At 66.7% G+C, this 17,978-nt stretch carries 19 protein-coding genes and 1 pseudogene; 6 read left to right on the plus strand and 14 right to left on the minus strand.

Annotated features, from left to right (window positions below; all coding sequences use genetic code 11):
- Positions 1-80 precede the first annotated feature (80 nt).
- The gene (locus ACTIGJ_RS08410) at positions 81-827 is read left to right on the plus strand and encodes a ParA family protein (protein ID WP_439639849.1); all 747 of its coding nucleotides are present in this window, start codon (positions 81-83) and stop codon (positions 825-827) included.
- Positions 828-832: 5 nt separating this feature from the next.
- On the opposite strand, the gene ACTIGJ_RS08415 is transcribed toward ACTIGJ_RS08410, so the two are convergent.
- Positions 833-1,798, minus strand: coding sequence for a C-terminal binding protein (locus tag ACTIGJ_RS08415; RefSeq protein ID WP_439639850.1), 966 nt, complete (start codon positions 1,796-1,798; stop codon positions 833-835).
- A 143-nt stretch (positions 1,799-1,941) separates the two neighbouring features.
- Between ACTIGJ_RS08415 and ACTIGJ_RS08420 the strand changes: the two genes are divergently transcribed.
- Positions 1,942-2,994, plus strand: a complete 1,053-nt coding sequence (locus ACTIGJ_RS08420) for an alpha/beta fold hydrolase (RefSeq protein ID WP_439639851.1) — start codon at positions 1,942-1,944, stop codon at positions 2,992-2,994.
- 33 nt (positions 2,995-3,027) lie between these two features.
- Here ACTIGJ_RS08420 and ACTIGJ_RS08425 read toward each other — a convergent pair whose 3' ends face one another.
- From ACTIGJ_RS08425 to ACTIGJ_RS08435, 3 genes are all read right to left on the minus strand, one after another.
- The gene (locus ACTIGJ_RS08425) at positions 3,028-4,128 is read right to left on the minus strand and encodes a 5-(carboxyamino)imidazole ribonucleotide synthase (RefSeq protein ID WP_439639852.1); all 1,101 of its coding nucleotides are present in this window, start codon (positions 4,126-4,128) and stop codon (positions 3,028-3,030) included.
- Positions 4,129-4,140: 12 nt separating this feature from the next.
- Entirely contained in the window at positions 4,141-4,608 is a 468-nt protein-coding gene (purE, locus tag ACTIGJ_RS08430; protein WP_439639875.1) for a 5-(carboxyamino)imidazole ribonucleotide mutase, read from the minus strand.
- Positions 4,609-4,740: 132 nt separating this feature from the next.
- Positions 4,741-5,481 carry an SIMPL domain-containing protein gene (locus ACTIGJ_RS08435; RefSeq protein WP_439639853.1) on the minus strand — a complete coding sequence of 247 codons (741 nt, stop codon included), beginning with the start codon at positions 5,479-5,481 and terminating at the stop codon, positions 4,741-4,743.
- Positions 5,482-5,645: 164 nt separating this feature from the next.
- Here ACTIGJ_RS08435 and sufT point away from each other — a divergent pair, with 164 nt between their 5' ends.
- Both sufT and apaG read left to right on the plus strand, forming a co-directional pair.
- Positions 5,646-6,197, plus strand: a complete 552-nt coding sequence (gene sufT / locus ACTIGJ_RS08440; protein ID WP_439639854.1) for a putative Fe-S cluster assembly protein SufT — start codon at positions 5,646-5,648, stop codon at positions 6,195-6,197.
- Positions 6,194-6,577 (plus strand): Co2+/Mg2+ efflux protein ApaG, encoded by a 384-nt coding sequence (gene apaG / locus ACTIGJ_RS08445; RefSeq protein ID WP_439639855.1) that lies wholly within the window; start codon positions 6,194-6,196, stop codon positions 6,575-6,577. Before sufT ends, apaG begins: the two co-directional genes overlap by 4 nt.
- Before the next feature lie 17 nt (positions 6,578-6,594).
- Here apaG and ACTIGJ_RS08450 read toward each other — a convergent pair whose 3' ends face one another.
- The 4 genes from ACTIGJ_RS08450 to ACTIGJ_RS08465 all read right to left on the minus strand — a co-directional run bounded on the left by ACTIGJ_RS08450 (position 6,595) and on the right by ACTIGJ_RS08465 (position 9,186).
- On the minus strand, positions 6,595-6,900 hold the full coding sequence (locus ACTIGJ_RS08450; RefSeq protein WP_439639856.1) for a hypothetical protein: 306 nt from the start codon (positions 6,898-6,900) through the stop codon (positions 6,595-6,597).
- A 112-nt stretch (positions 6,901-7,012) separates the two neighbouring features.
- A complete protein-coding gene (locus ACTIGJ_RS08455) occupies positions 7,013-7,792 on the minus strand; it encodes a M14 family zinc carboxypeptidase (RefSeq protein WP_439639857.1) in 780 nt (259 codons plus the stop codon).
- 95 nt (positions 7,793-7,887) lie between these two features.
- Complete coding sequence (locus ACTIGJ_RS08460) at positions 7,888-8,538, minus strand: thiol:disulfide interchange protein DsbA/DsbL (RefSeq protein WP_439639858.1); 651 nt, start codon at positions 8,536-8,538, stop codon at positions 7,888-7,890.
- A gap of 18 nt (positions 8,539-8,556) precedes the next feature.
- Positions 8,557-9,186, minus strand: coding sequence for a c-type cytochrome (locus ACTIGJ_RS08465; RefSeq protein ID WP_439639859.1), 630 nt, complete (start codon positions 9,184-9,186; stop codon positions 8,557-8,559).
- An 80-nt stretch (positions 9,187-9,266) separates the two neighbouring features.
- Between ACTIGJ_RS08465 and yihA the strand changes: the two genes are divergently transcribed.
- Complete coding sequence (yihA, locus tag ACTIGJ_RS08470) at positions 9,267-9,926, plus strand: ribosome biogenesis GTP-binding protein YihA/YsxC (protein ID WP_439639860.1); 660 nt, start codon at positions 9,267-9,269, stop codon at positions 9,924-9,926.
- A 385-nt stretch (positions 9,927-10,311) separates the two neighbouring features.
- Here yihA and polA read toward each other — a convergent pair whose 3' ends face one another.
- The 3 genes from polA to lptM all read right to left on the minus strand — a co-directional run bounded on the left by polA (position 10,312) and on the right by lptM (position 14,687).
- Positions 10,312-13,140: a DNA polymerase I gene (polA, locus tag ACTIGJ_RS08475; RefSeq protein ID WP_439639861.1), complete on the minus strand. Its 2,829-nt coding sequence runs from the start codon at positions 13,138-13,140 to the stop codon at positions 10,312-10,314.
- Between the two features lie 65 nt (positions 13,141-13,205).
- Complete coding sequence (gene lysA, locus ACTIGJ_RS08480; RefSeq protein ID WP_439639862.1) at positions 13,206-14,453, minus strand: diaminopimelate decarboxylase; 1,248 nt, start codon at positions 14,451-14,453, stop codon at positions 13,206-13,208.
- Positions 14,454-14,471: 18 nt separating this feature from the next.
- A complete protein-coding gene (gene lptM / locus ACTIGJ_RS08485; protein ID WP_439639863.1) occupies positions 14,472-14,687 on the minus strand; it encodes an LPS translocon maturation chaperone LptM in 216 nt (71 codons plus the stop codon).
- 119 nt (positions 14,688-14,806) lie between these two features.
- Here lptM and ACTIGJ_RS08490 point away from each other — a divergent pair, with 119 nt between their 5' ends.
- Positions 14,807-15,481 carry an alpha/beta hydrolase gene (locus tag ACTIGJ_RS08490; RefSeq protein WP_439639864.1) on the plus strand — a complete coding sequence of 225 codons (675 nt, stop codon included), beginning with the start codon at positions 14,807-14,809 and terminating at the stop codon, positions 15,479-15,481.
- A gap of 973 nt (positions 15,482-16,454) precedes the next feature.
- On the opposite strand, the pseudogene ACTIGJ_RS08495 reads toward ACTIGJ_RS08490, so the two are convergent.
- From ACTIGJ_RS08495 to ACTIGJ_RS08505, 3 genes and pseudogenes are all read right to left on the minus strand, one after another.
- A pseudogene (locus tag ACTIGJ_RS08495) lies at positions 16,455-16,850 on the minus strand (DUF4262 domain-containing protein); the annotation flags it as partial.
- A gap of 213 nt (positions 16,851-17,063) precedes the next feature.
- Positions 17,064-17,252: a hypothetical protein gene (locus tag ACTIGJ_RS08500; protein WP_439639865.1), complete on the minus strand. Its 189-nt coding sequence runs from the start codon at positions 17,250-17,252 to the stop codon at positions 17,064-17,066.
- Between the two features lie 143 nt (positions 17,253-17,395).
- A complete protein-coding gene (locus ACTIGJ_RS08505; RefSeq protein ID WP_439639866.1) occupies positions 17,396-17,752 on the minus strand; it encodes a DUF6547 family protein in 357 nt (118 codons plus the stop codon).
- Between the last annotated feature and the right edge of the window lie 226 nt (positions 17,753-17,978).

A 17,978-nucleotide genomic window follows, 5' to 3' on the forward strand; every position in this document is an offset into this window, starting at 1 on the left:
CGGCCCGACGCGGCCATTGATCGCTTGCCCGATCTGCGGGACATTCTCCCGGCCCGTGGCCTGCGGGCCGGGAGAAGCCGATGAAAACGCTGGCGATCTACAACCTGAAGGGCGGTGTCGGCAAAACCGCCGCCGCTGTCAACCTCGCGTATCTGGCGGCTCAGAGCGGCCTGCACACGCTGCTGTGGGATCTCGACCCGCAGGGCGCGGCGAGCTGGTATCTGCAGGGCGAGGCCGCCAGGGCGCCGGACAAGACCGTTTGGCGCGGCACATCGCCGATCGGCCGCCGCATCGTCGAAACGCCGTACGACCACCTGCACCTGATCCCTGCCGACCTGGACAGCCGGCATCTCGATGTCTGGCTGCGCAAGGACGACAACAGCCATGACCGCCTGCGAACCCTGATCGAGCCGTTGTCGGAGCAGTACAGCCTGGTCGTGCTCGACTGTCCGCCGAGTCTGTCGCATCTCGCCGACAACATCTTCGCCGCTGCCGACCGCATCCTGGTGCCGACCGTGCCGACGCATCTGAGCCTGCGCGCGCTGATGACCCTGATCGACTACTTCAAGGCCAACGAGCTGCCCAGAGCCCGCCTGCGGCCGTTCTGGTCGATGGCCGATCGCCGTCGCGGCCTGCATCGTGGCCTGATCGAGCAGCCGCCGAAGGCGATGAAGGACGTCTGCGCGGCGGTGATTCCATACGCCGCGTCGGTCGAGCGCATGGGCGAGGCCCGAGCGCCGCTGGAGGTCAGCGAACCGTCCAGCTACGCGGCCGAGTGCTACCGCGCACTGTGGGCTGAGAACGCCAACTACCTGCGGCGCGGCTGAATCCTTCAGGCCGGGCGAGGTACCAGCACCCGCGCCGGCTCGCCCCGGAACGCGCGCAATACCTCATCGACGGTGCGCTCGCGCAGTTCCTGGATCGCATCCGGGCTGGAGAACGCGATGTGCGGCGTGGCGATCACGCGGGGATGAGCGGTGACCGTCGCCGGCGGATCCGGCTCGCCGGCGATCACGTCGAGTGCGGCGGTGTCGAGTTGGCCAGCGTCCAGTGCATCGAGCAGCGCCGCGTTGTCGACCAGCCCGCCGCGGCTGACATTCACGAACAGCGCGCCGTGCTTCATCTGCGCGAAGCGGGCGGTATCGAACAGGTTGGCGGTGGCTGGCGACAGCGGCAGCAGTGCGATCACCGCATCGGCCTGCGGCAGCAGCGCATCGAGGCTCATCCACTCGACGCGCGCGGCGTCTTCCCCGGTCGGCGGCGTGCGGCCGCAGGCGATCACCCGCAGGCCCCAGCCGCTCAGCTTGCGCGCCACCAGCCGGCCGGCGCGGCCGTAGCCGACCAGGCCCACGGTCAGCCCGCGGGTGCGCTTGAGCCGTGCCAGCGCCGGGTCCCAGAGGCCGCGCTTGACCTCGCGATCCCAGGCGACGATGCCGCGCGACCAGGCCAGCAGCATCGCCACCGCGTGGTCGGACACTTCCTCGACGCAGTAGTCCGGCACGTTGGTGACTCTTGCCCCGGCCGCCCAGGCGGCATCGAGCGCGATGTTGTCGAGGCCGACGCCGTAGCGGGCGACGATGGCCAGATCGCGGCAATGGCCGATCGCCTTCGCCGACACCGTGGCCCAGCAGGTCATGATCGCCTGCGGCCGTTCGCGCTCGGCGATCGCCTCGATCTCGTCGCCGGGCAGTGCGGCAGAACGGCCGGCGACCAGGCGATGACCGGCGGCTTCGAGATGCTGGCGCTCGTAGTCGAGATCCGGCCACGGGTAATCGGTGATGAAGATGGTCTTTTTCACGGCCGGAACGCTAGCAGATGACGATTCGCGCCACGGGCGCGGGCGAACCCTAGACGCCGCGAATGATGACCGACGGGCCGCTGCACTCGGCTAGGCTCGCAGCCACCAGGGACACGTACCAGAACCCGCAGGAGGAGCGCCCAATGATCGACAACCCGTACTACTCGCAGGCCGTGCACGGCCCGTATGAAACCTACGACCTCGGCAACTTCACGCTCGAGGAAGGCGGCACCATCCGCGGCTGCCAGCTGGCCTATGCGACCTTCGGCACGCTCAATGCTGCGAAGGACAACGCGATCCTGATCACCACCTGGTTCTCCGGCACCTCGAAGATCATGGAGCAGGTCTATACCGGCCCCGGCCGGGCGTTGGACCCGGCGAAGTACTTCATCGTCATCGCCAACCAGATCGGCAATGGCCTGTCGTCATCGCCGCACAACACGCCGTTCCCGGCCGGCATGGCCAACTTCCCGAAAGTGCGGATCGGCGACGACGTCCGTGCCCAGCACCGGCTGCTGACCGAAAAGTTCGGCATCACCGAGCTGGCGCTGGTCACTGGCGGCTCGATGGGCGCCCAGCAGACCTACGAATGGGCGGTCCGCTATCCGGACATGGTGAAGCGCGCCGCGCCGCTGGCCGGCACCGCCAAGAACACGCTGCACGACCAGGCCTATGCCGACACGCTGACCGATGCGATCACCTCCGATCCGGGCTTCAACGGCGGCTGGTACGCCTCGAACATGGAGGTGCGCGACGGCCTGCGCCGCCACGCGAAGCTGTGGGCGGTGATGGGCTGGAGCACGGAGTTCTACGCCCAGGGCCGGATGGCGGCGCTCGGCTTCTCGTCGCTCGATGACTTCGTCACCAATTTCATGAACGGCTTCTTCGGCGTGATGGACCCGAACGCGCTGCTGACCATGGCCTGGAAATGGCGCAACGGCGATGTCAGCCGCCACACCGGCGGCGATCTGGCCGCCGCACTGGGCCGGATCAAGGCCAAGACCTACGTGATGCCGATCACCACCGACATGTTCTTCCCGCCGATCGACTGCGAGCGCGAAGCGGCGCTGATTCCGGGGGCGGTGTTCCGGCCGATCCAGTCGATCGACGGCCATCTGGCGCTGTTCGGCGCCGATCCGGGCTACGCGCCGCAGATCGACGCCGCGCTCAACGAGCTGCTGGCCACCCCGGTCTGACGCATGGAGACCGGCGGCTGGCGATGCCGATCGTCAGCCGCCGTCTGGCAGGATTGCCAGCAGCGCCGCGACGCGGGCCTTGAGCGTGGCGGCGTCGGCGGCCGTCACGGTGGCGTGGCCGATCTTGCGCTGCGGCTTCGGCGTCTTGCCGTACAGATGGGTATGCACGCCGGGAAGCCGGCTGGCCGCTGCGGTGTCCGGTGCCAGTCCGATGTAATTGACCATCACGGATGCGCCGCGCAGCTCGGTCGAACCCAGCGGCAGGCCGGCAATCGCGCGCAGATGGTTCTCGAACTGCGAAGTCTCCGCGCCCTCGATGGTCCAGTGCCCGGAGTTGTGGACGCGGGGCGCGATCTCGTTGGCGATCAGCTGGCCGCCGGCGACGAAGAACTCGAAGGCCAGTACGCCGACGTAATCCAGATGCTCGGCCACCCGGCGCGCGTAATCCTCGCCCTGCGCCTGCAGCGGATCGTTCACGGTCGGCGTGGCAGTGCGCAGGATGCCGGCGCGGTGGACGTTCTCGACCAGCGGGTAAAACACCATTTCGCCGCTCGCCGAACGCACGGCAAGGCAGGACACCTCGCGCTCGAACGGCACGAAGGCTTCCAGGATCAGCGGCTGGCCGCCGATCGCCTGCCAGGCGGCATCGAGATCGCCCGCTGAGCGCAGCACCGCCTGGCCCTTGCCGTCATAACCCATGCGCCGCGTCTTGAGCACCGCCGGGAGGCCGGTGACGGCGACGGCGGCGCTCAGGCCCTCGCGACTGTCGACGGCAGCGTGGGTCGGCACCGGAATGCCGAGCGCGCGGAACAGCGCCTTTTCGGACAGCCGGTCCTGGCCGGCGGTCAGCGCCTTCGGGCCCGGATGCAGCGGAACCCGTGCGGCCACCTGTTCGGCGGCGGCGTTCGGTACGTTCTCGAATTCGAAAGTCGCCAGATCCACCCGCGAGCAGAACTCCGCGAGCGCGGCGTCATCGCCGTAATCGGCGTGGATGTGCTCGCCAAGCGGCGCGGCGCAGGCCTCGGTCGCCGGGTCGAGAAACACGAAATCGATGTCCAGCGGGTAGCCGGCGAGCGCCAGCATGCGCCCCAGCTGGCCGGCGCCGAGCACGCCGATCTTCAGTCCGGTCTTCATGGTCGGGTTCGGTCAGGGCAGCGGCAGCGCGCCGTCGTTCAGCACCTTGGCGGTCTGCGCGGCGCGGAAAGCATCGAGCTTGGCGGCATAGGCCGGCTCGAAGGCACCGAGCATCGCGCAGGCCAGCAACGCGGCGTTGGTGGCACCGGCGGTGCCGATCGCCAGGGTGGCCACGGGAATGCCGGCCGGCATCTGCACGATCGACAGCAGGGAATCGACGCCGGACAACATCCGCGACTGCACCGGCACGCCGAGCACCGGCAGCCGCGTCTTCGAGGCCGCCATGCCCGGCAGGTGAGCGGCGCCGCCGGCGCCGGCAATGATCACCTTCAGGCCGCGACCGGCGGCCGAGGCGGCGTAGTCGAACAGCAGGTCCGGCGTGCGATGCGCGGAGACCACCCGGGTTTCGTACGGAATGCCGAGCTCGCCGAGCGTTCGCGCTGCGTGCTCCATCGTCTCCCAATCGGAGCGGGAACCCATGATCACGCCCACCAGCGGCGCAGGCTTCAGTGCGGAGTCGGACACGGCAAGGTCTTCGTGAAAGGCGCGGACGTCGCGAAAAAGACCGCGATTATTTCATCCGCGCCGTCAAACCGCACTGCGCCGGGATATTCAGGGCGCCACGAGGTCGAAATCGGCGTTGACCGTGGCGCTGTAGCGGATCTGCCCAGCCGAAAAGCCGAGGGCCTCGTTGCCGGATTCCGGCGCGGCATCGGCCGAGGCCATCACCGCGAAGCGCGCCTTCTGCATCTGCGGCGCCGGGACGTACTCGGCGTTGGCGTTCAGCGTGTGGACCGCGCCCAGCTTCGCACCGAGTGCATCGGCCAGCACCTTGGCCTTGGCACGGGCATCTTCGGCGGCCTTGGCCAGCGCGTCGCGACCGAGCGCCTCGGCCTTCGAGGACTCCAGCTGCGGATCCGACACATTGTTGATGCCGGCCGTGGTCGCCTTCAGCAGCACATCGCCGATCTTGTCGAGATCGCGCACCACCACCTCGATGCCGCGGGTCAGGTGGTAGCCGAGAAACTTGCGGCCGCCCTTGGCGCTGTAGTCGTACTCCGGCTGGATGCTCAGGCCGGCAGTAGAAATGTCGGCTTCAGCGATGCCGAGCGCCTTCAGCTGGGCCAGGTAGTCCTTGACGATCCGGCCGACGTCGGCCTGCGCGGCGCGCAGGTCCAGCTTGGTGGTTTCGACCTGCATCGAGATGCGCGCGCGGTCGGGCGTCACCGCCACTTCGCCGCGACCGCTGACATTGACCGAGCGACGGTCCGGCAGATGATCGGAAGCAAGGGCGGGTGCGGACAGACTGCCGGCCAGCAGCGCGGCGGCGGTGGCGACGAGAAGCTTGTTCATGGGCGAGGCGAACCATGCGCGAGACGGAGCGGCATCCTGCCGCCATTCCCCGGTCCCGACAACCCGGTCCCTGTGCCCGGCCCGGCGGCCGCTGCCGAATATCCAGCGTTCGCCGCAGCCGCTAGACTGGCGGATTCATTCGCCAGGCGGATCATTGCGTTCTCATGTCGTACTACAACCACCAGACGGTCTCGCTGACGCGCGACGTGATCGGCGTGCTGATCCCGGCCGGAACCCGCGTCGAACTGCCGACCGGTGCCGATGCCACGATCACCCAGGCGCTCGGCGGCAGCTACACCGTCGAAGTTCAGGGTCATCTGTTCCGGATCGACGGCAAGGATGCCGACGCGCTTGGCTTCCAGCCCACCGATGAGGTGGTGCTGGCCGCTGACGCCAGCGAGGAAGAAGTCGCCGCCGCCGTGCGCCGCCAGCTGGAAACCGTCTATGACCCGGAAATCCCGATCAACATCGTCGAACTGGGTTTGATCTACGACAGCCGCCTCGAGCCGGCCGAGGACAACGGCTGGAAGCTGCGCGTGGTGATGACCTTGACCGCGCCCGGCTGCGGCATGGGCGACGTGCTGGTCAGCGACGTCAAGACCAAGGCGATGCAGGTGCCGGGCGTGCGCGAAGCGGAGGTCGAGCTGACCTTCGACCCGCCGTGGTCGCAGGAAATGATGTCGGACTCGGCCAAGCTGCAGGCGGGCTTCCTGTGACCGACACTCTGACGCGCGGCGTGCGGGTGATCGTGGCGCCGCGCTACGTCGCCGAGCAGTCCGAGCCCCAGCGTTCGCACTACCTGTTCGCGTACCAGGTGACGATCCGCAACGAGGGCGACGAGCCGGTGCAGCTGCTGTCACGCCACTGGATCATCACCAATGGCGAAGGCAAGACCGAGGAAGTGCGTGGTCCTGGCGTGGTCGGCGAGCAGCCGAAGCTCGCGCCCGGCGAATCCTTCCAGTACACCAGCGGCTGCCCGCTGGGCACGCCGGTCGGCACCATGCATGGCAGCTATCAGATGGTCACCGACAGCGGCGAGCCGTTCGATGCGCTGATCGGCCCGTTCCGGCTGGCCGTGCCGCGGGTGCTGAACTGACAGGAGCTGTCCGGCCGTCAACGGCCGGGCGACCCGGACAGTGTCGGATCGAGCCGGCGCAGCGCATCGCCGGCCGACAAGGCGCCCGTCGATTGCAGCTGACCGGCATCGTGAACGCGGCCTGCCGCAGTACCGCAGGCACCTTTGGCCGGCTTGATCCGGCTTCCCGTTTCCCGGACACAGCCCGCCGGCAGGGCTGACGCGTCGTCCTGCTGTGACGCCGGTGCCGGCGCGGCGGTGGTCTTGGGGTGGTCCCGATCGTCAGCAGCCACCGGCAGGGTAGCCAGCAGCGAGATTGCAGCGACGGTCGACAGGATTCGCATTGGGTGCATGGCAACCTCCAATCGGTCTGCGAGGCGCCGGCTGGCGCTCGCGCAATGATCGGAATCTACGCGCGGCGACGGTCGGCAGCCAGCCTGCTCCCCGGTCGGCGCACTATCGCGCGGCCGGCTGCTTCGCGATGGTCTTGTCGAGCCAGACGAGCAGATCGGACCAGATGCGGCCAGATTGCGAGGCCGAAGGCGACAGATGCGCCTGCGGCAGTTCCAGCGTGATCACCGGCAGCTTCAGCGACAGGCCGGCGTAGTCACCCAGCGAGCCGGGATAGATGCCGAGCGGCTGCAGACGCAGATAGCCGAGCTTCTTCGGCGGGTCCTGCGGGCCGTCGAAGTCGAGCACGCCGTAGGGCGCGTGCACGGTGATGATGGCGTCCGGCTGGTATTGCTCGATCTGCTCGACGATCCAGCGGGTCTCCGGCTCCGATGCCGCTTCCGGCCCCGGATAGCGGCGTTTGTCGCCACGCGTCTTGTCCTTCCAGTAGCTCAGCGCCTGCGACGACCACTGCGGCGACGGGAAATTGCGATTCAGGTCGACCCCGCGGGCATTGACGCGGGTCGCCGGGCGCGCGAACAGGCCATCCGGATTGGTCAGCGGCAGCACCCGCCAGCTGTAGCGGTCGTAGCGGCCGGACTTCAGCAACTCGATCCACTGGAACACCACGGCGACCGACGACAGCTCGTCCCCGTGGATGCCGCCCAGGATCAGCACCCGCTTCGGTGCCACGTTGGCGGCAGCGGCAGGGAAGTCGCGGTAGAGCAGCGGCCGCTTGCCGACCGACAGCGGCTTGGCCGGCGCCAGTTCGGCATCCCGGCACGGCTGGGCATCGAAGTTCTGCAGCCGTTCCGAAAGCCCGCGGCAGATCGTTTCGGCAGCCACAGCCGACGCCTGCGCAGCCGCGTGACACGGCTGCGAGACGTTGGCGAGCAGGATCAGAAGCGCGGCCAGGGACCCTGGCCGCCGCAGATGGTGTATCAGTTGCCGCGTTCCTTGCGGACCTTGTCGATCAGGAAATCGACGATCTTGAAGGTGTTCGGCTGGCTGGCCACCACATAGCGACCACCGACGACCACGTTCGGCACGCTGCGGATCACGTAAGTCCGCGCCAGCGATTCGGCCCGGCGCATGCCGGAATCGACGACGAAGCTGCCGGCGATGCCGTCGAAGTCGACCGGCTTGATGCCGGCAACGGCGACATACAGCGCGCGGATCGCTTCCAGGCTGTTCATCGGCTGATGCTGGACATGGATGGCATCGAACAGCGGCTTGTGCGTCTTGTCGAGGATGCCGAGCGTCTGTGCGATGTAGAAGGCACGCGAATGCACTTCCCCTTCCGGCCGGCCCAGTGTGTTCGGCACGCGGGTGAAGTCGACATCGGCCGGCTTGCTGGCCCGCCATTGCTCGACCGCCGGATCCAGCGAGAAGCAGTGCGGGCAGCCGTACCAGAAGAACTCCTCGACGGTGATCCGCTTCAGATCGGCCGGCGTTGGCGGTGACGGAACCTCGGTGTAATCCCTGCCCGCCTGGAAACCGCCGCTGCCGGTATCGGCGGCACTGCAGGCGGCGCTGAACAGCGCGGTGACGGCCAGCAGGCCGCCCGTGACGAGGGTCTTGAGGTTACGCATGGGACTCCTGGGTGGGTCTTACTGCAGACCCGAGAGGTAGGACGACAGGGCGTCGATCTCAGCATCGGTCAGATGCTTCGCGACGGCGGCCATCATCTGACCATTGCCTTCCTGACCGCGTTCCCCGGCGCGATACGCGCGCAGCGACGACGCCGCATAGCCGGCGTTCTGGCCAGCAACATGCGGGTATGCGGACGCCGGATTGCCCGCGCCCTTCGGGCCGTGGCATGCCGCGCAGGCCGGCAGGCCGCGCGAGGCGTCACCCGCGCGGTACAGCTTCTGGGCAACCGACACGGCCGATTCGCTGGCCACGCCCGGCACTGCCGGCTGGGCAGCGAAGTAGGCGGCGAGATCCGCCATGTCCTTCTCCGACAGCGCGGCCGCCTGGCCTGCCATCACGGCGTTGTTGCGCTTGCCCGACTTGAACGCCACCAGCTGCGTGTAGATGTACTTCGAGCCCTGCGCGGCCAGCTTGGGCCAGGCCGGATTGACGCCGCCGTTGCCGCCAGCGCCGTGGCAGGCGCCACAGACGGCGGCCTTGGCCGCGCCGGCAGCGGCATCGCCTTTGACGAACGGGTCCGAGGCTGCGCCTTCGGCGAACGCTGCGGCAGGCAGGGACAGGGCAAGGGCGAGCAGAACACGCTTCATGAAACACTCCGGCAGGCAAGCGCGCGTAGCGACATCCGCACTACGCGCATAATGAGCGATTGGAGCGCGAATCTTACACGATGACCCCGGACACCACGAAAGCCGCTGCGCCCAATCTCTACGCCCGTGCGCGCTTCGTGCTGTCGGCTGCCCGGATGGCACAACTGCCGGACGATGGGCATCCGGAAGCGGCGCTGGTGGGACGTTCCAACGCCGGCAAATCCAGCGCACTCAACCTGATCTGCCAGCAGACCGGCTTGGCGCGGGTGTCGAAGACCCCGGGCCGCACGCAGCTGCTCAATGTCTTTGATCTCGACGGCCGCGCACGGCTCGTCGACCTGCCCGGCTACGGCTTCGCGCAGGTGCCGATCGCCGTTCGCAACGCCTGGGGCGCGCTGGTCGGCAGCTACGTCGAGCAGCGCACGACGCTCAAGGGTGTGATCGTGGTGATGGACATCCGTCATCCGCTGACCGAGCTCGACGTGCAGATGCTGGAATGGTGTCGCGATCGGCTGCTGTCGGCACACATCCTGCTGACCAAGGCCGACAAGCTCAGCTTCGGCGCCGGCAAGAACACCGTGCTGAAAGTTCGTCGCGAACTGCAGGACTTCGATCCCAGCATGACCGTGCAGGCGTTCTCGTCGACTGCCCGAACCGGTGTTGAGGAAGTGCGCGCGAAGCTGGATCAGTGGCTCGGCCTTGCCGAGCCGGTCGACGGCACGATCGTCACCTCGGTCTGACAGAAGGCGTTTGTCTGTGCCCGCGTCGCTGGTTACGATGCGGGCAGGTCACCAAACGAACGGGCAAAAAAATGCCTAGCAGGTCGGGGGAACCTGCCAGGCAACGAGTGCCGGCTTGGGGGAACCGGACTTCCCGCCCAGGGAGTGGGGGCGGGGAATGGGAAGGGAGTCACCATTCGCAATATCAGACTCATCGGTCGTGGAATAAGTTCGACGGCCGGCATCAAAAATCGCGTGGAAGCCGCTGGAAAAAGCGCAAGCGATTGAATGACAAGGAATTGTTTTTCGGAACGCAACACCGAATTCTGGGGTTGGTAAGCGGGGCGAGGTAAAAAAGGCCGATCCGGGGGGATCGGCCTTGTTGTTTCCGGGCGCCGCCTCGAAATCAGGCGGAGGCGCTGCTGGCGTGGCCGGTGGCGGTGTGGGCCGCGTCCCAGTTCGGGCCAATGCCGTAGTCGGCGACCAGTGGCACCGCCAGCGTGGCTGCCGCGCACATCCGTTGCGCGATCTGCGGTGCCAAGGCTTCCAGCTGAGCGGCCGGACCTTCGAACACCAGTTCGTCGTGCACCTGCAGGATCATCCGCAGATCCGGCGCGTTCGCCGGCAGCCAGGCGGCGACGTCGATCATCGCCCGCTTGATCAGATCAGCCGCCGTGCCCTGCAACGGCGCATTGATCGCGGTGCGCTCCGCATACTGCCGCTGCGCCGCATTGCGGCTGTGGATGTCCGGCAGATGCAGACGGCGGCCGAACAGGGTTTCGACATATCCCCGCGCATGCGCCTGCGCCCGGGTGCCATCCATGAACTGCTTGACGCCGGGATAGCGGGCGAAGAAGCGGTCGATGTAGTCCTGCGCATCGCTGCGGGCGATGCCCAGCTGCTTGGCCAGCCCGAACGCGGAGATGCCGTAGATCAGCCCGAAGTTGATCGCTTTCGCCGAGCGGCGCGATTCGGCGCTGACCGATTCCAGCGGCTGGCCGAACACCTCGGCGGCGGTGGCCTGATGAATGTCGATGCCGCGCCGGAAGGCGTCCTGCAGGCGTTCGTCGCCGGAAAAATGCGCCATCAGCCGCAGCTCGATCTGCGAGTAGTCGATCGACAGCAGCGCGTTGCCGGGTTCCGCGATGAAGGCCTGGCGGATGCGCCGGCCATCGGCGGTGCGCACCGGGATGTTCTGCAGGTTCGGATCGTTCGATGACAGCCGTCCGGTCTGCGCCACCGCCTGGTGATAGGACGTATGAATGCGCCCGGTTTGCGGGTTGATCTGCTTCGGCAGATTGTCGGTATAGGTCGATTTCAGCTTCGACATGCCGCGCCATTCGAGGATCAGCCGTGGCAGCGGATGCTCGTCGGCCAGCTCCTCCAGCACATTCTCGGCGGTCGACGGATCGCCCTTCGGCGTCTTGCTGACCACGCGCAGCTTCAGCTGATCGAACAGGATCACCTGCAGCTGCTTCGGCGAACCGAGATTGAACTCGCCGCCGGCGGCAGCGAAGCACTCGCTGCGGATCTCGTCCATGCGGGCGGCCAGTTCGGTGCTGATCCGCGCCAGCAGCGCGGCGTCCACCTTCACACCGGCCCGCTCCATGGCGGCCAGCACCGGCACCAGCGGCATCTCGATCTGCTCGAACACCGATTGCAGCGCCGGATCGGCGGCCAGCTTCGGGTGCAGCGCCTGATGCAGCCGCAAGGTGATATCGGCGTCCTCGGCTGAATACTGTGTCGCCTCGTCGATCGCCACCTGGTTGAAGGTCAGCTGCCCCTTGCCCTTGCCGGCGACGTCGGTGAACGAAATCGTCTTGTGGCCGAGGTAGCGTTCGGCCAGCGTGTCCATGTCGTGACGATTGCCGGCGGCGTCCAGCACATAGCTTTCCAGCATCGTGTCGTAGGCCACGCCCTGCACCTCGACGCCATGCCGGGCCAGCACGTTGAGGTCGTACTTGATGTGCTGGCCGACCTTCGGCCGCTTCGGGTCTTCCAGCAGCGGCTTCAGCCGCGCCAGTACCGACGCGCGATCGAGCTGCTTCGGCGCGCCGAGATAATCGTGGGTCAGCGGCACGTACCAGCCATGTCCGGACTCGGTGGCGAAGGCCAGACCGACCAGCCCGGACTGCATGGCGTCGAGGGCATCGGTTTCGGTGTCGACACAGATCAGCTCGGCAGCTTCGAGCTTCGCGAGCATATCGGCGAAGCCTGCTTCGTCGAGCACGGCGACCGCAGCGGTCGGCACCGAGGGCGGCAGCGCGTCGGGCGTCGATTCCGGGGGTACCACCAGCGCATCTTCGGTGCCGGCTGGCGTTGCCGCTGCGGTCGGCGTCGCGGCTTCTGACGCCGCCGCCGCCGTGTCGATCGGCCCCAGTTCCTCGAGCACGCGGTGGAAGCCGGCGGTCTTGTAGATCGCCGCCAGCGTCGGCTTGTCGGCCGGCCCCGGCACCAGCTGTTCCAGGGTCAGCGGTAGCGCGACATCGCAGCGGATCGTCGCCAGATCGTGCGACATCGGAATCTGCGGGATGGCATCACGCAGCTTCTCGCCGACCTTGCCCTTGATCTCGGCGGCATTCGCGATGATCGCATCCAGCGAGCCGTATTCGTTCAGCCACTTGGCTGCGGTCTTCGGGCCGACGCTCGGCACGCCGGGAATGTTGTCGCTGGTGTCGCCGATCAAGGCGAGGTAGTCGACGATCCGCGCCGGCGGCACGCCGAACTTCTCGATGACGCCGGCCGGGTCCATGACCCGGTTCTTCATCGTGTCGACCAGCTTCACCCGGTCGTTGACCAGCTGCGCCATGTCCTTGTCGCTGGTGACGATCAGCACCTCGTGGCCGGCGGCCTCGCCGATCTTCGCCAAGGTGCCAATCACGTCGTCGGCTTCGACCCCGGGCACCGACAAGGTCGGCAAACCCATTGCCTTGACCATCTCGACGATGATCGGCCATTGGTGCAGCAGGTCCGGCGGCGTGGCATCGCGGTTCGCCTTGTAGTCGGCGTAGATGTCTTCGCGGAAGGTCCGGCCGGGCGCATCGAACACCACCGCGATGTGCTCCGGCGCGTAGTCCTTCTGCAGTCGTTTCAGCATGTTGACCATGCCGAAGATCGCCCCGGTCGGCTCGCCCTGCATGTTCGAAAGCGGCGGCAGCGCGTGATAGGCGCGGAACAGCCAGCCCGAGGCGTCGATCAGGACCAGCGGGTGCGCTTTCAGCGGGACATCGGACATGGCATCGGCCTCGGCAAGCAGGCCGCCAAGCCTACCTGAGCCGGTGGCTCAGGCAGGCGCCGCGATCACGGCAGCAGCGCTTCGTTGCGCACCAGATCGTCGAAGCTTTCCCGCGCGCGCACGACATGGACGGCGGCGCCGTCGACCAGCACCTCGGCGGCCCGGCCGCGCGTGTTGTAGTTGCTGCTCATCGTGAAGCCGTAGGCGCCGGCGGTGCGGAAGGCCAGCAGATCGCCTTCGGCGAGCGCCAGTTCGCGGTCGCGGGCCAGCCAGTCGCCGGTTTCGCAGACCGGGCCGACCAGATCCCAGGTCTTCGCATCCGTATCGGTTCGCGGCTCGGCTGGCAGCACGGCGTGCCAGGCGTCGTAGAAGCTCGGCCGGATCAGGTCGTTCATCGCGGCGTCGATGATCGCGAAGTTCTTGTGGGCGCCCGGCTTCAGCAGCTCGACCTTGGTCAGCAGCACGCCGGCATTGCCGGCGATTGCCCGGCCCGGCTCGGTCATCACCACCAGCTTGCGGCCGGCCAGCTTCGGCTTCAGCGCGTCGGCCCATTCGCTCGGCGATGGCGGCACTTCGTCGTCATAGCGCACGCCCAGACCACCACCGACGTCGAGATGCCGCAGCTCGATGCCGCTCGCCGCCAGCCGGTCGATCAGCGCCAGCACCCGGTCCAGCGCATCGAGGAACGGCGACAGCTCCAGCAGCTGGGAGCCGATGTGGCAGGCGACACCGTCGATCTCGATGCCCGGCAGCGTTGCGGCGAGCGCGTAGAGCCGCTCGGCTTCGGCGATGTCGACGCCGAACTTGTTTTCCTTCAGGCCCGTGGAGATGTACGGATGGGTCTTGGCATCGACATCCGGATTGACCCGGAAGGCGATGCGCGCGGTCTTGCCCATGCGCGTGGCGATCGCCGACAGCCGATGCAGCTCGGCTTCCGATTCGACGTTGAAACAGTAGATGCCAACGTTCAGCGCCAGCTCGATTTCCGCCGCCGTCTTGCCGACGCCGGAAAACACCACCTTGGCCGGATCGCCACCGGCCTTGAGCACGCGCTGCAGCTCGCCGCCGGAGACGATGTCGAAACCGGCGCCGAGGCGCGCCAGCACCTGCAGCACGGCGAGATTGGAATTGGCCTTGACCGCGTAGCAGACCTGATGGGCCAGGCCGTCGAGTGCGCGGTCGAAAGCGCGGTAATGGCGCTCCAGCGTCGCGCGGGAATAGACGTAGGTCGGCGTGCCGTGTTCGGCGGCAATCGCCGACAGCGCCACACCTTCGGCGCACAACACGCCGTCGCGATATTCGAAATGATCCATGGGGTGCTTCGGAACGGATTACGGCGTGGCAGGTGCTTCGGCGGGCGGCTCGGCAGCGGGCGTCGCCGCCGGTGCCGGGTTCGCCTTCTTCTTGGCGTTCGGGTTGCTGCCAATCAGGTAGCCCTCGCGGCTCGGCGCATCGGCCGGCAGGTGCAGCGGGCCGGTCTGGCCACAGCCGCTGGAAAGCCCGGCGGCGGCAAGCAGAAGGGCGGCAGGCAGGGCGCGAGCGGACATCGGGGCACCTCGGGGGCGGTTCGAGATACTGCAGGGCGCGAAGTTTAGCAGCCGTTGCCGCAGGCCCCGGGCGCCGACACAATCGCCCGCGCCGATCCACCGTCCACCGGAAGCCCCGCTTGAAGACCCGCGAAACCGCTGAAGCCGTCATCGTCGAACCCGCCCAGCCGGCCGACGCCGTGGTGATCTGGCTGCACGGCCTCGGTGCCGATGGCCACGATTTCGTGCCGATCGTCCCGGAACTGCGCTTGCCGGCCCAGCGCCAGGTGCGTTTCATCTTCCCGCACGCGCCGGTGCGTCCGGTGACCCTGAACGGCGGCATGCGGATGCGCGCCTGGTACGACATCAAGAGCCTGACCCGCAGCGACCTGCAGGATGACGCCGGCATCCGCGAATCGGCCGCCACGGTGATGCGGCTGGTGGCCGAGCAGCGCACGGCCGGCATCGCCGCCAAGCGCACGGTGATCGCCGGCTTCTCGCAGGGCGGCGCGATCACCCTGCACGCAGTCTGCCGCCTGGCCGAACCGCTGGCCGGGGCGATGGCGCTGTCCACCTACCTGCCGCTGCACGACACGCTGCCGAAGGAACTGACCGACGCCGCCAAGGCCACGCCGGTGCTCATGTGCCACGGCCGGGTCGATCCGGTGCTGCCGCTGAAAATGGGCACCGACAGCCGCGACGGCCTGAAAAGCTGGGGCATGAACGTCGAATGGCACGACTACCCGATGGCCCATGCGGTCTGCGCCGAGGAGATCGACGACATTTCCGCATGGCTCGGGCGGGTACTGGCCTGAGGCGGCGCGACCCATCGCTCGCAGCACCTTCGTCGGTAACAAGCGCGCTGGCGCGTAGGACGCCGCTCGGCGTTTCCGCCGTTCGCTCAAGCGCGAGCAGCTTGGCCCGACCGTAGCCCGGACGGAGCGCAGCGAAATCCGGGATCGTTCATCCCCGGCGATAGCCTCGTTCCGCATCGCGCTGCTGTACCCGAGCGATGCGCTACTGCCCGCCTAACGCACACGGCCGCTGTCGCCAAAGACGCAGCGACGTGGCACGCCGCGGTGTGTGCCTTAGGCGGTAAAAGATCGCCGCGGGATTGATTCCGTTTGGCAACGCGGCGGGTCTCGACCCGCCCTAACCGTGCTCTGCGCCAACCCCGTCCGCTCGAACGCGGCGCTAGGCGACACGGAGAAGGCGCCCGGCCTCGTCTACCGATAGCGATGTTCCTCTGTAGATCACGGTCTTTCTGGCACCCGCCGTTGTCGACAGGGATTCCAGTGTCTTGTCGTCGATGTATCGGGCACGATTTCTGGCGTCCGGCGGGACATGCATCACTACGCCCGGTGCGGGCCAGAACCCTGCTGTCCAGGATAGTTTGGAGTAGGCGTGCCGCAGTAGCAGTTCAGCGACCCGACGGTGCTCGGCAACCCGGCTTGGCGCGGCGTAGGGGGCGATCGTCTCCACGGCCGCAGGCGCTATGGGCATACCGATCGATACCACCCGTGTTTCGCGATCCAAAGCGAGTATCGGCTCGAACTCGAGCAGCAGTTCGCCAGAGAGGCTGCGGACGCGGAATCGTTCGCTGTGGACCTCGAGAATGCAGTCGATGCTGAATTTGGAACGTAGCCAAACGGACACGGGTGCGCCTTGACGTTTGAGCCGAGCTGACCGCGGACGGCAGGTGGTGTGTGCACGGGTTGCGACGATGCTGCGAGTGGCGCGGACCGGACTTGCACCGCCTGACGTAGCGAGTCGGGGGTTAGCGGGGAGTTACGCTTGACTGACGCGGCCAAGCACAGGTTGCTGCAAACGGAACGCAGGAGCAGCCTCACTCTGCCAGGGAAACCGACCCTCGCGGTCAGGGTAAACGAGTTGGTGAACTGGGAAATCAGTCTCGGCGTAGTACCAGAGCGCCGAAAGCAAATACTGGCAGTACCGTTCTCTGGATGTCGGAACAAAGACGCAGGGATAGCCTTCAAGCAGGGCGTCGCTCGTCGCATCGAGCGAGATTGGATCTCCCGCGCGGAGCCGGTCTACGTAGATACTGAAGATGGCATGGGCAGTTTTGCCCGGAAGTCCTACAAGTATCAGTTCAGACGTGCCATACGACCGATATAAACCCACCGTGCAGCTGAACGACTCTCCCTCGTCTGCGACGCGAGGAGCAACGCTTGTACATTGTCAGCCAAACGAATCAATGTTCTGCAACAGCGCGCGCTCGTAGTCATTGGTCGGCAAAGGCCGGCGCTTCGTGTCTGGCGATTGCATTCTGGTCGGGAGCGACTGAAGTGGATCGTGAGGCGTAACGCCGCCGCTCAGCCGGCGCCGAAGGCGCTCGGATGCAGCGGCCTGTTAGGGGGCTTGGCGTCGCCCGAGAATTCATAGCCCGACCCATACCGTATGCGAAGGATGGTGCTCGCGGATTGTTTCCAATGCGCCGCTTATCCCCACCCAGTCGTCAGGCTCAAGTGTGTAATCGAAGTCCGTGACATCGACATTGCCAGCACGCAGGGTTGCCAGTTCTTCGGCCGAAATAACACCTGCGCAAACCCACAGCTGCGCACGCATGCCGTGCTCAGAGTAGCTCTCGAAGGCCGCGCGAGATATGGCGAAGAAAACCAATGGAGACCCCTAACGCCTTAGCTCAGCCGACCGCTTGCCGCAGCGAAGCGAAGGCAAGTGGGTCGGCTGGAGTGCCTGGTTGGGCGAGGTCACTTTGGCCACTCCCACCCGTTCATTCTGCCGACGAAGTCTTGATATGGACCACCCTCATACCCATCCTCGAACGGCGGTATCTCGTGCTCCTCAAGAGCCTTGAGTGTTTCAAATACACCAGTCGTTACCTCTTGCTCGAGCATTCGAGCAAGAACCTCCCGGTCTTGCTCGTTAAGCCGTGACAGGAGTTCGTTAAACGCGAACTGGTCCTCATCAAACTCTGGCGAGGTGGCGTTCTTGTTCCATAGGCCACGACGCGCACGCTCGGCCCCTATTTGGCCTTGGCCCTCTCGGCACATCCGGACCAAGGCATCAATTACAGCCCGATACACAACAGGTCGTTCAGTAGACATGGCTATGTCTTGACGCCCAACGCTTACGCTCAGCCGCGGTTACGCCGGAGCGAAGCGGAGGCGGAACCGTCGGCTGCAGTGTGTGGTTAGCTCTACCGTTATGAGCAATGGATAGCGTCAACATAATTTCCATACTCTCCCCTCCTGTAATACACCTCGCAGTTGCGGGTAACTCCTGCTTCGCAAAACCTCCCGACACCCGCCACCTTCCATAGCTCTCCTGATT

It is taken from the genome of Nevskia sp. (genome assembly GCF_051860985.1).
GTDB lineage: Bacteria > Pseudomonadota > Gammaproteobacteria > Nevskiales > Nevskiaceae > Nevskia.

What these genes read in the sequence shown, in the direction of transcription:
- ACTIGJ_RS08410 (WP_439639849.1), top strand. Translation starts at nt 81, where the DNA reads ATGAAAACGCTGGCGATCTACAACCTGAAGGGCGGTGTCGGCAAAACC.
- ACTIGJ_RS08420 (WP_439639851.1), top strand. Translation starts at nt 1,942, where the DNA reads ATGATCGACAACCCGTACTACTCGCAGGCCGTGCACGGCCCGTATGAA.
- ACTIGJ_RS08425 (WP_439639852.1), bottom strand. Translation starts at nt 4,128, where the DNA reads ATGAAGACCGGACTGAAGATCGGCGTGCTCGGCGCCGGCCAGCTGGGG.
- purE (WP_439639875.1), bottom strand. Translation starts at nt 4,608, where the DNA reads ATGGGTTCCCGCTCCGATTGGGAGACGATGGAGCACGCAGCGCGAACG.
- ACTIGJ_RS08435 (WP_439639853.1), bottom strand. Translation starts at nt 5,481, where the DNA reads ATGAACAAGCTTCTCGTCGCCACCGCCGCCGCGCTGCTGGCCGGCAGT.
- sufT (WP_439639854.1), top strand. Translation starts at nt 5,646, where the DNA reads ATGTCGTACTACAACCACCAGACGGTCTCGCTGACGCGCGACGTGATC.
- ACTIGJ_RS08450 (WP_439639856.1), bottom strand. Translation starts at nt 6,900, where the DNA reads ATGCGAATCCTGTCGACCGTCGCTGCAATCTCGCTGCTGGCTACCCTG.
- ACTIGJ_RS08460 (WP_439639858.1), bottom strand. Translation starts at nt 8,538, where the DNA reads ATGCGTAACCTCAAGACCCTCGTCACGGGCGGCCTGCTGGCCGTCACC.
- ACTIGJ_RS08465 (WP_439639859.1), bottom strand. Translation starts at nt 9,186, where the DNA reads ATGAAGCGTGTTCTGCTCGCCCTTGCCCTGTCCCTGCCTGCCGCAGCG.
- yihA (WP_439639860.1), top strand. Translation starts at nt 9,267, where the DNA reads ATGACCCCGGACACCACGAAAGCCGCTGCGCCCAATCTCTACGCCCGT.
- polA (WP_439639861.1), bottom strand. Translation starts at nt 13,140, where the DNA reads ATGTCCGATGTCCCGCTGAAAGCGCACCCGCTGGTCCTGATCGACGCC.
- lysA (WP_439639862.1), bottom strand. Translation starts at nt 14,453, where the DNA reads ATGGATCATTTCGAATATCGCGACGGCGTGTTGTGCGCCGAAGGTGTG.
- lptM (WP_439639863.1), bottom strand. Translation starts at nt 14,687, where the DNA reads ATGTCCGCTCGCGCCCTGCCTGCCGCCCTTCTGCTTGCCGCCGCCGGG.
- ACTIGJ_RS08500 (WP_439639865.1), bottom strand. Translation starts at nt 17,252, where the DNA reads ATGCGTGCGCAGCTGTGGGTTTGCGCAGGTGTTATTTCGGCCGAAGAA.
- ACTIGJ_RS08505 (WP_439639866.1), bottom strand. Translation starts at nt 17,752, where the DNA reads ATGTCTACTGAACGACCTGTTGTGTATCGGGCTGTAATTGATGCCTTG.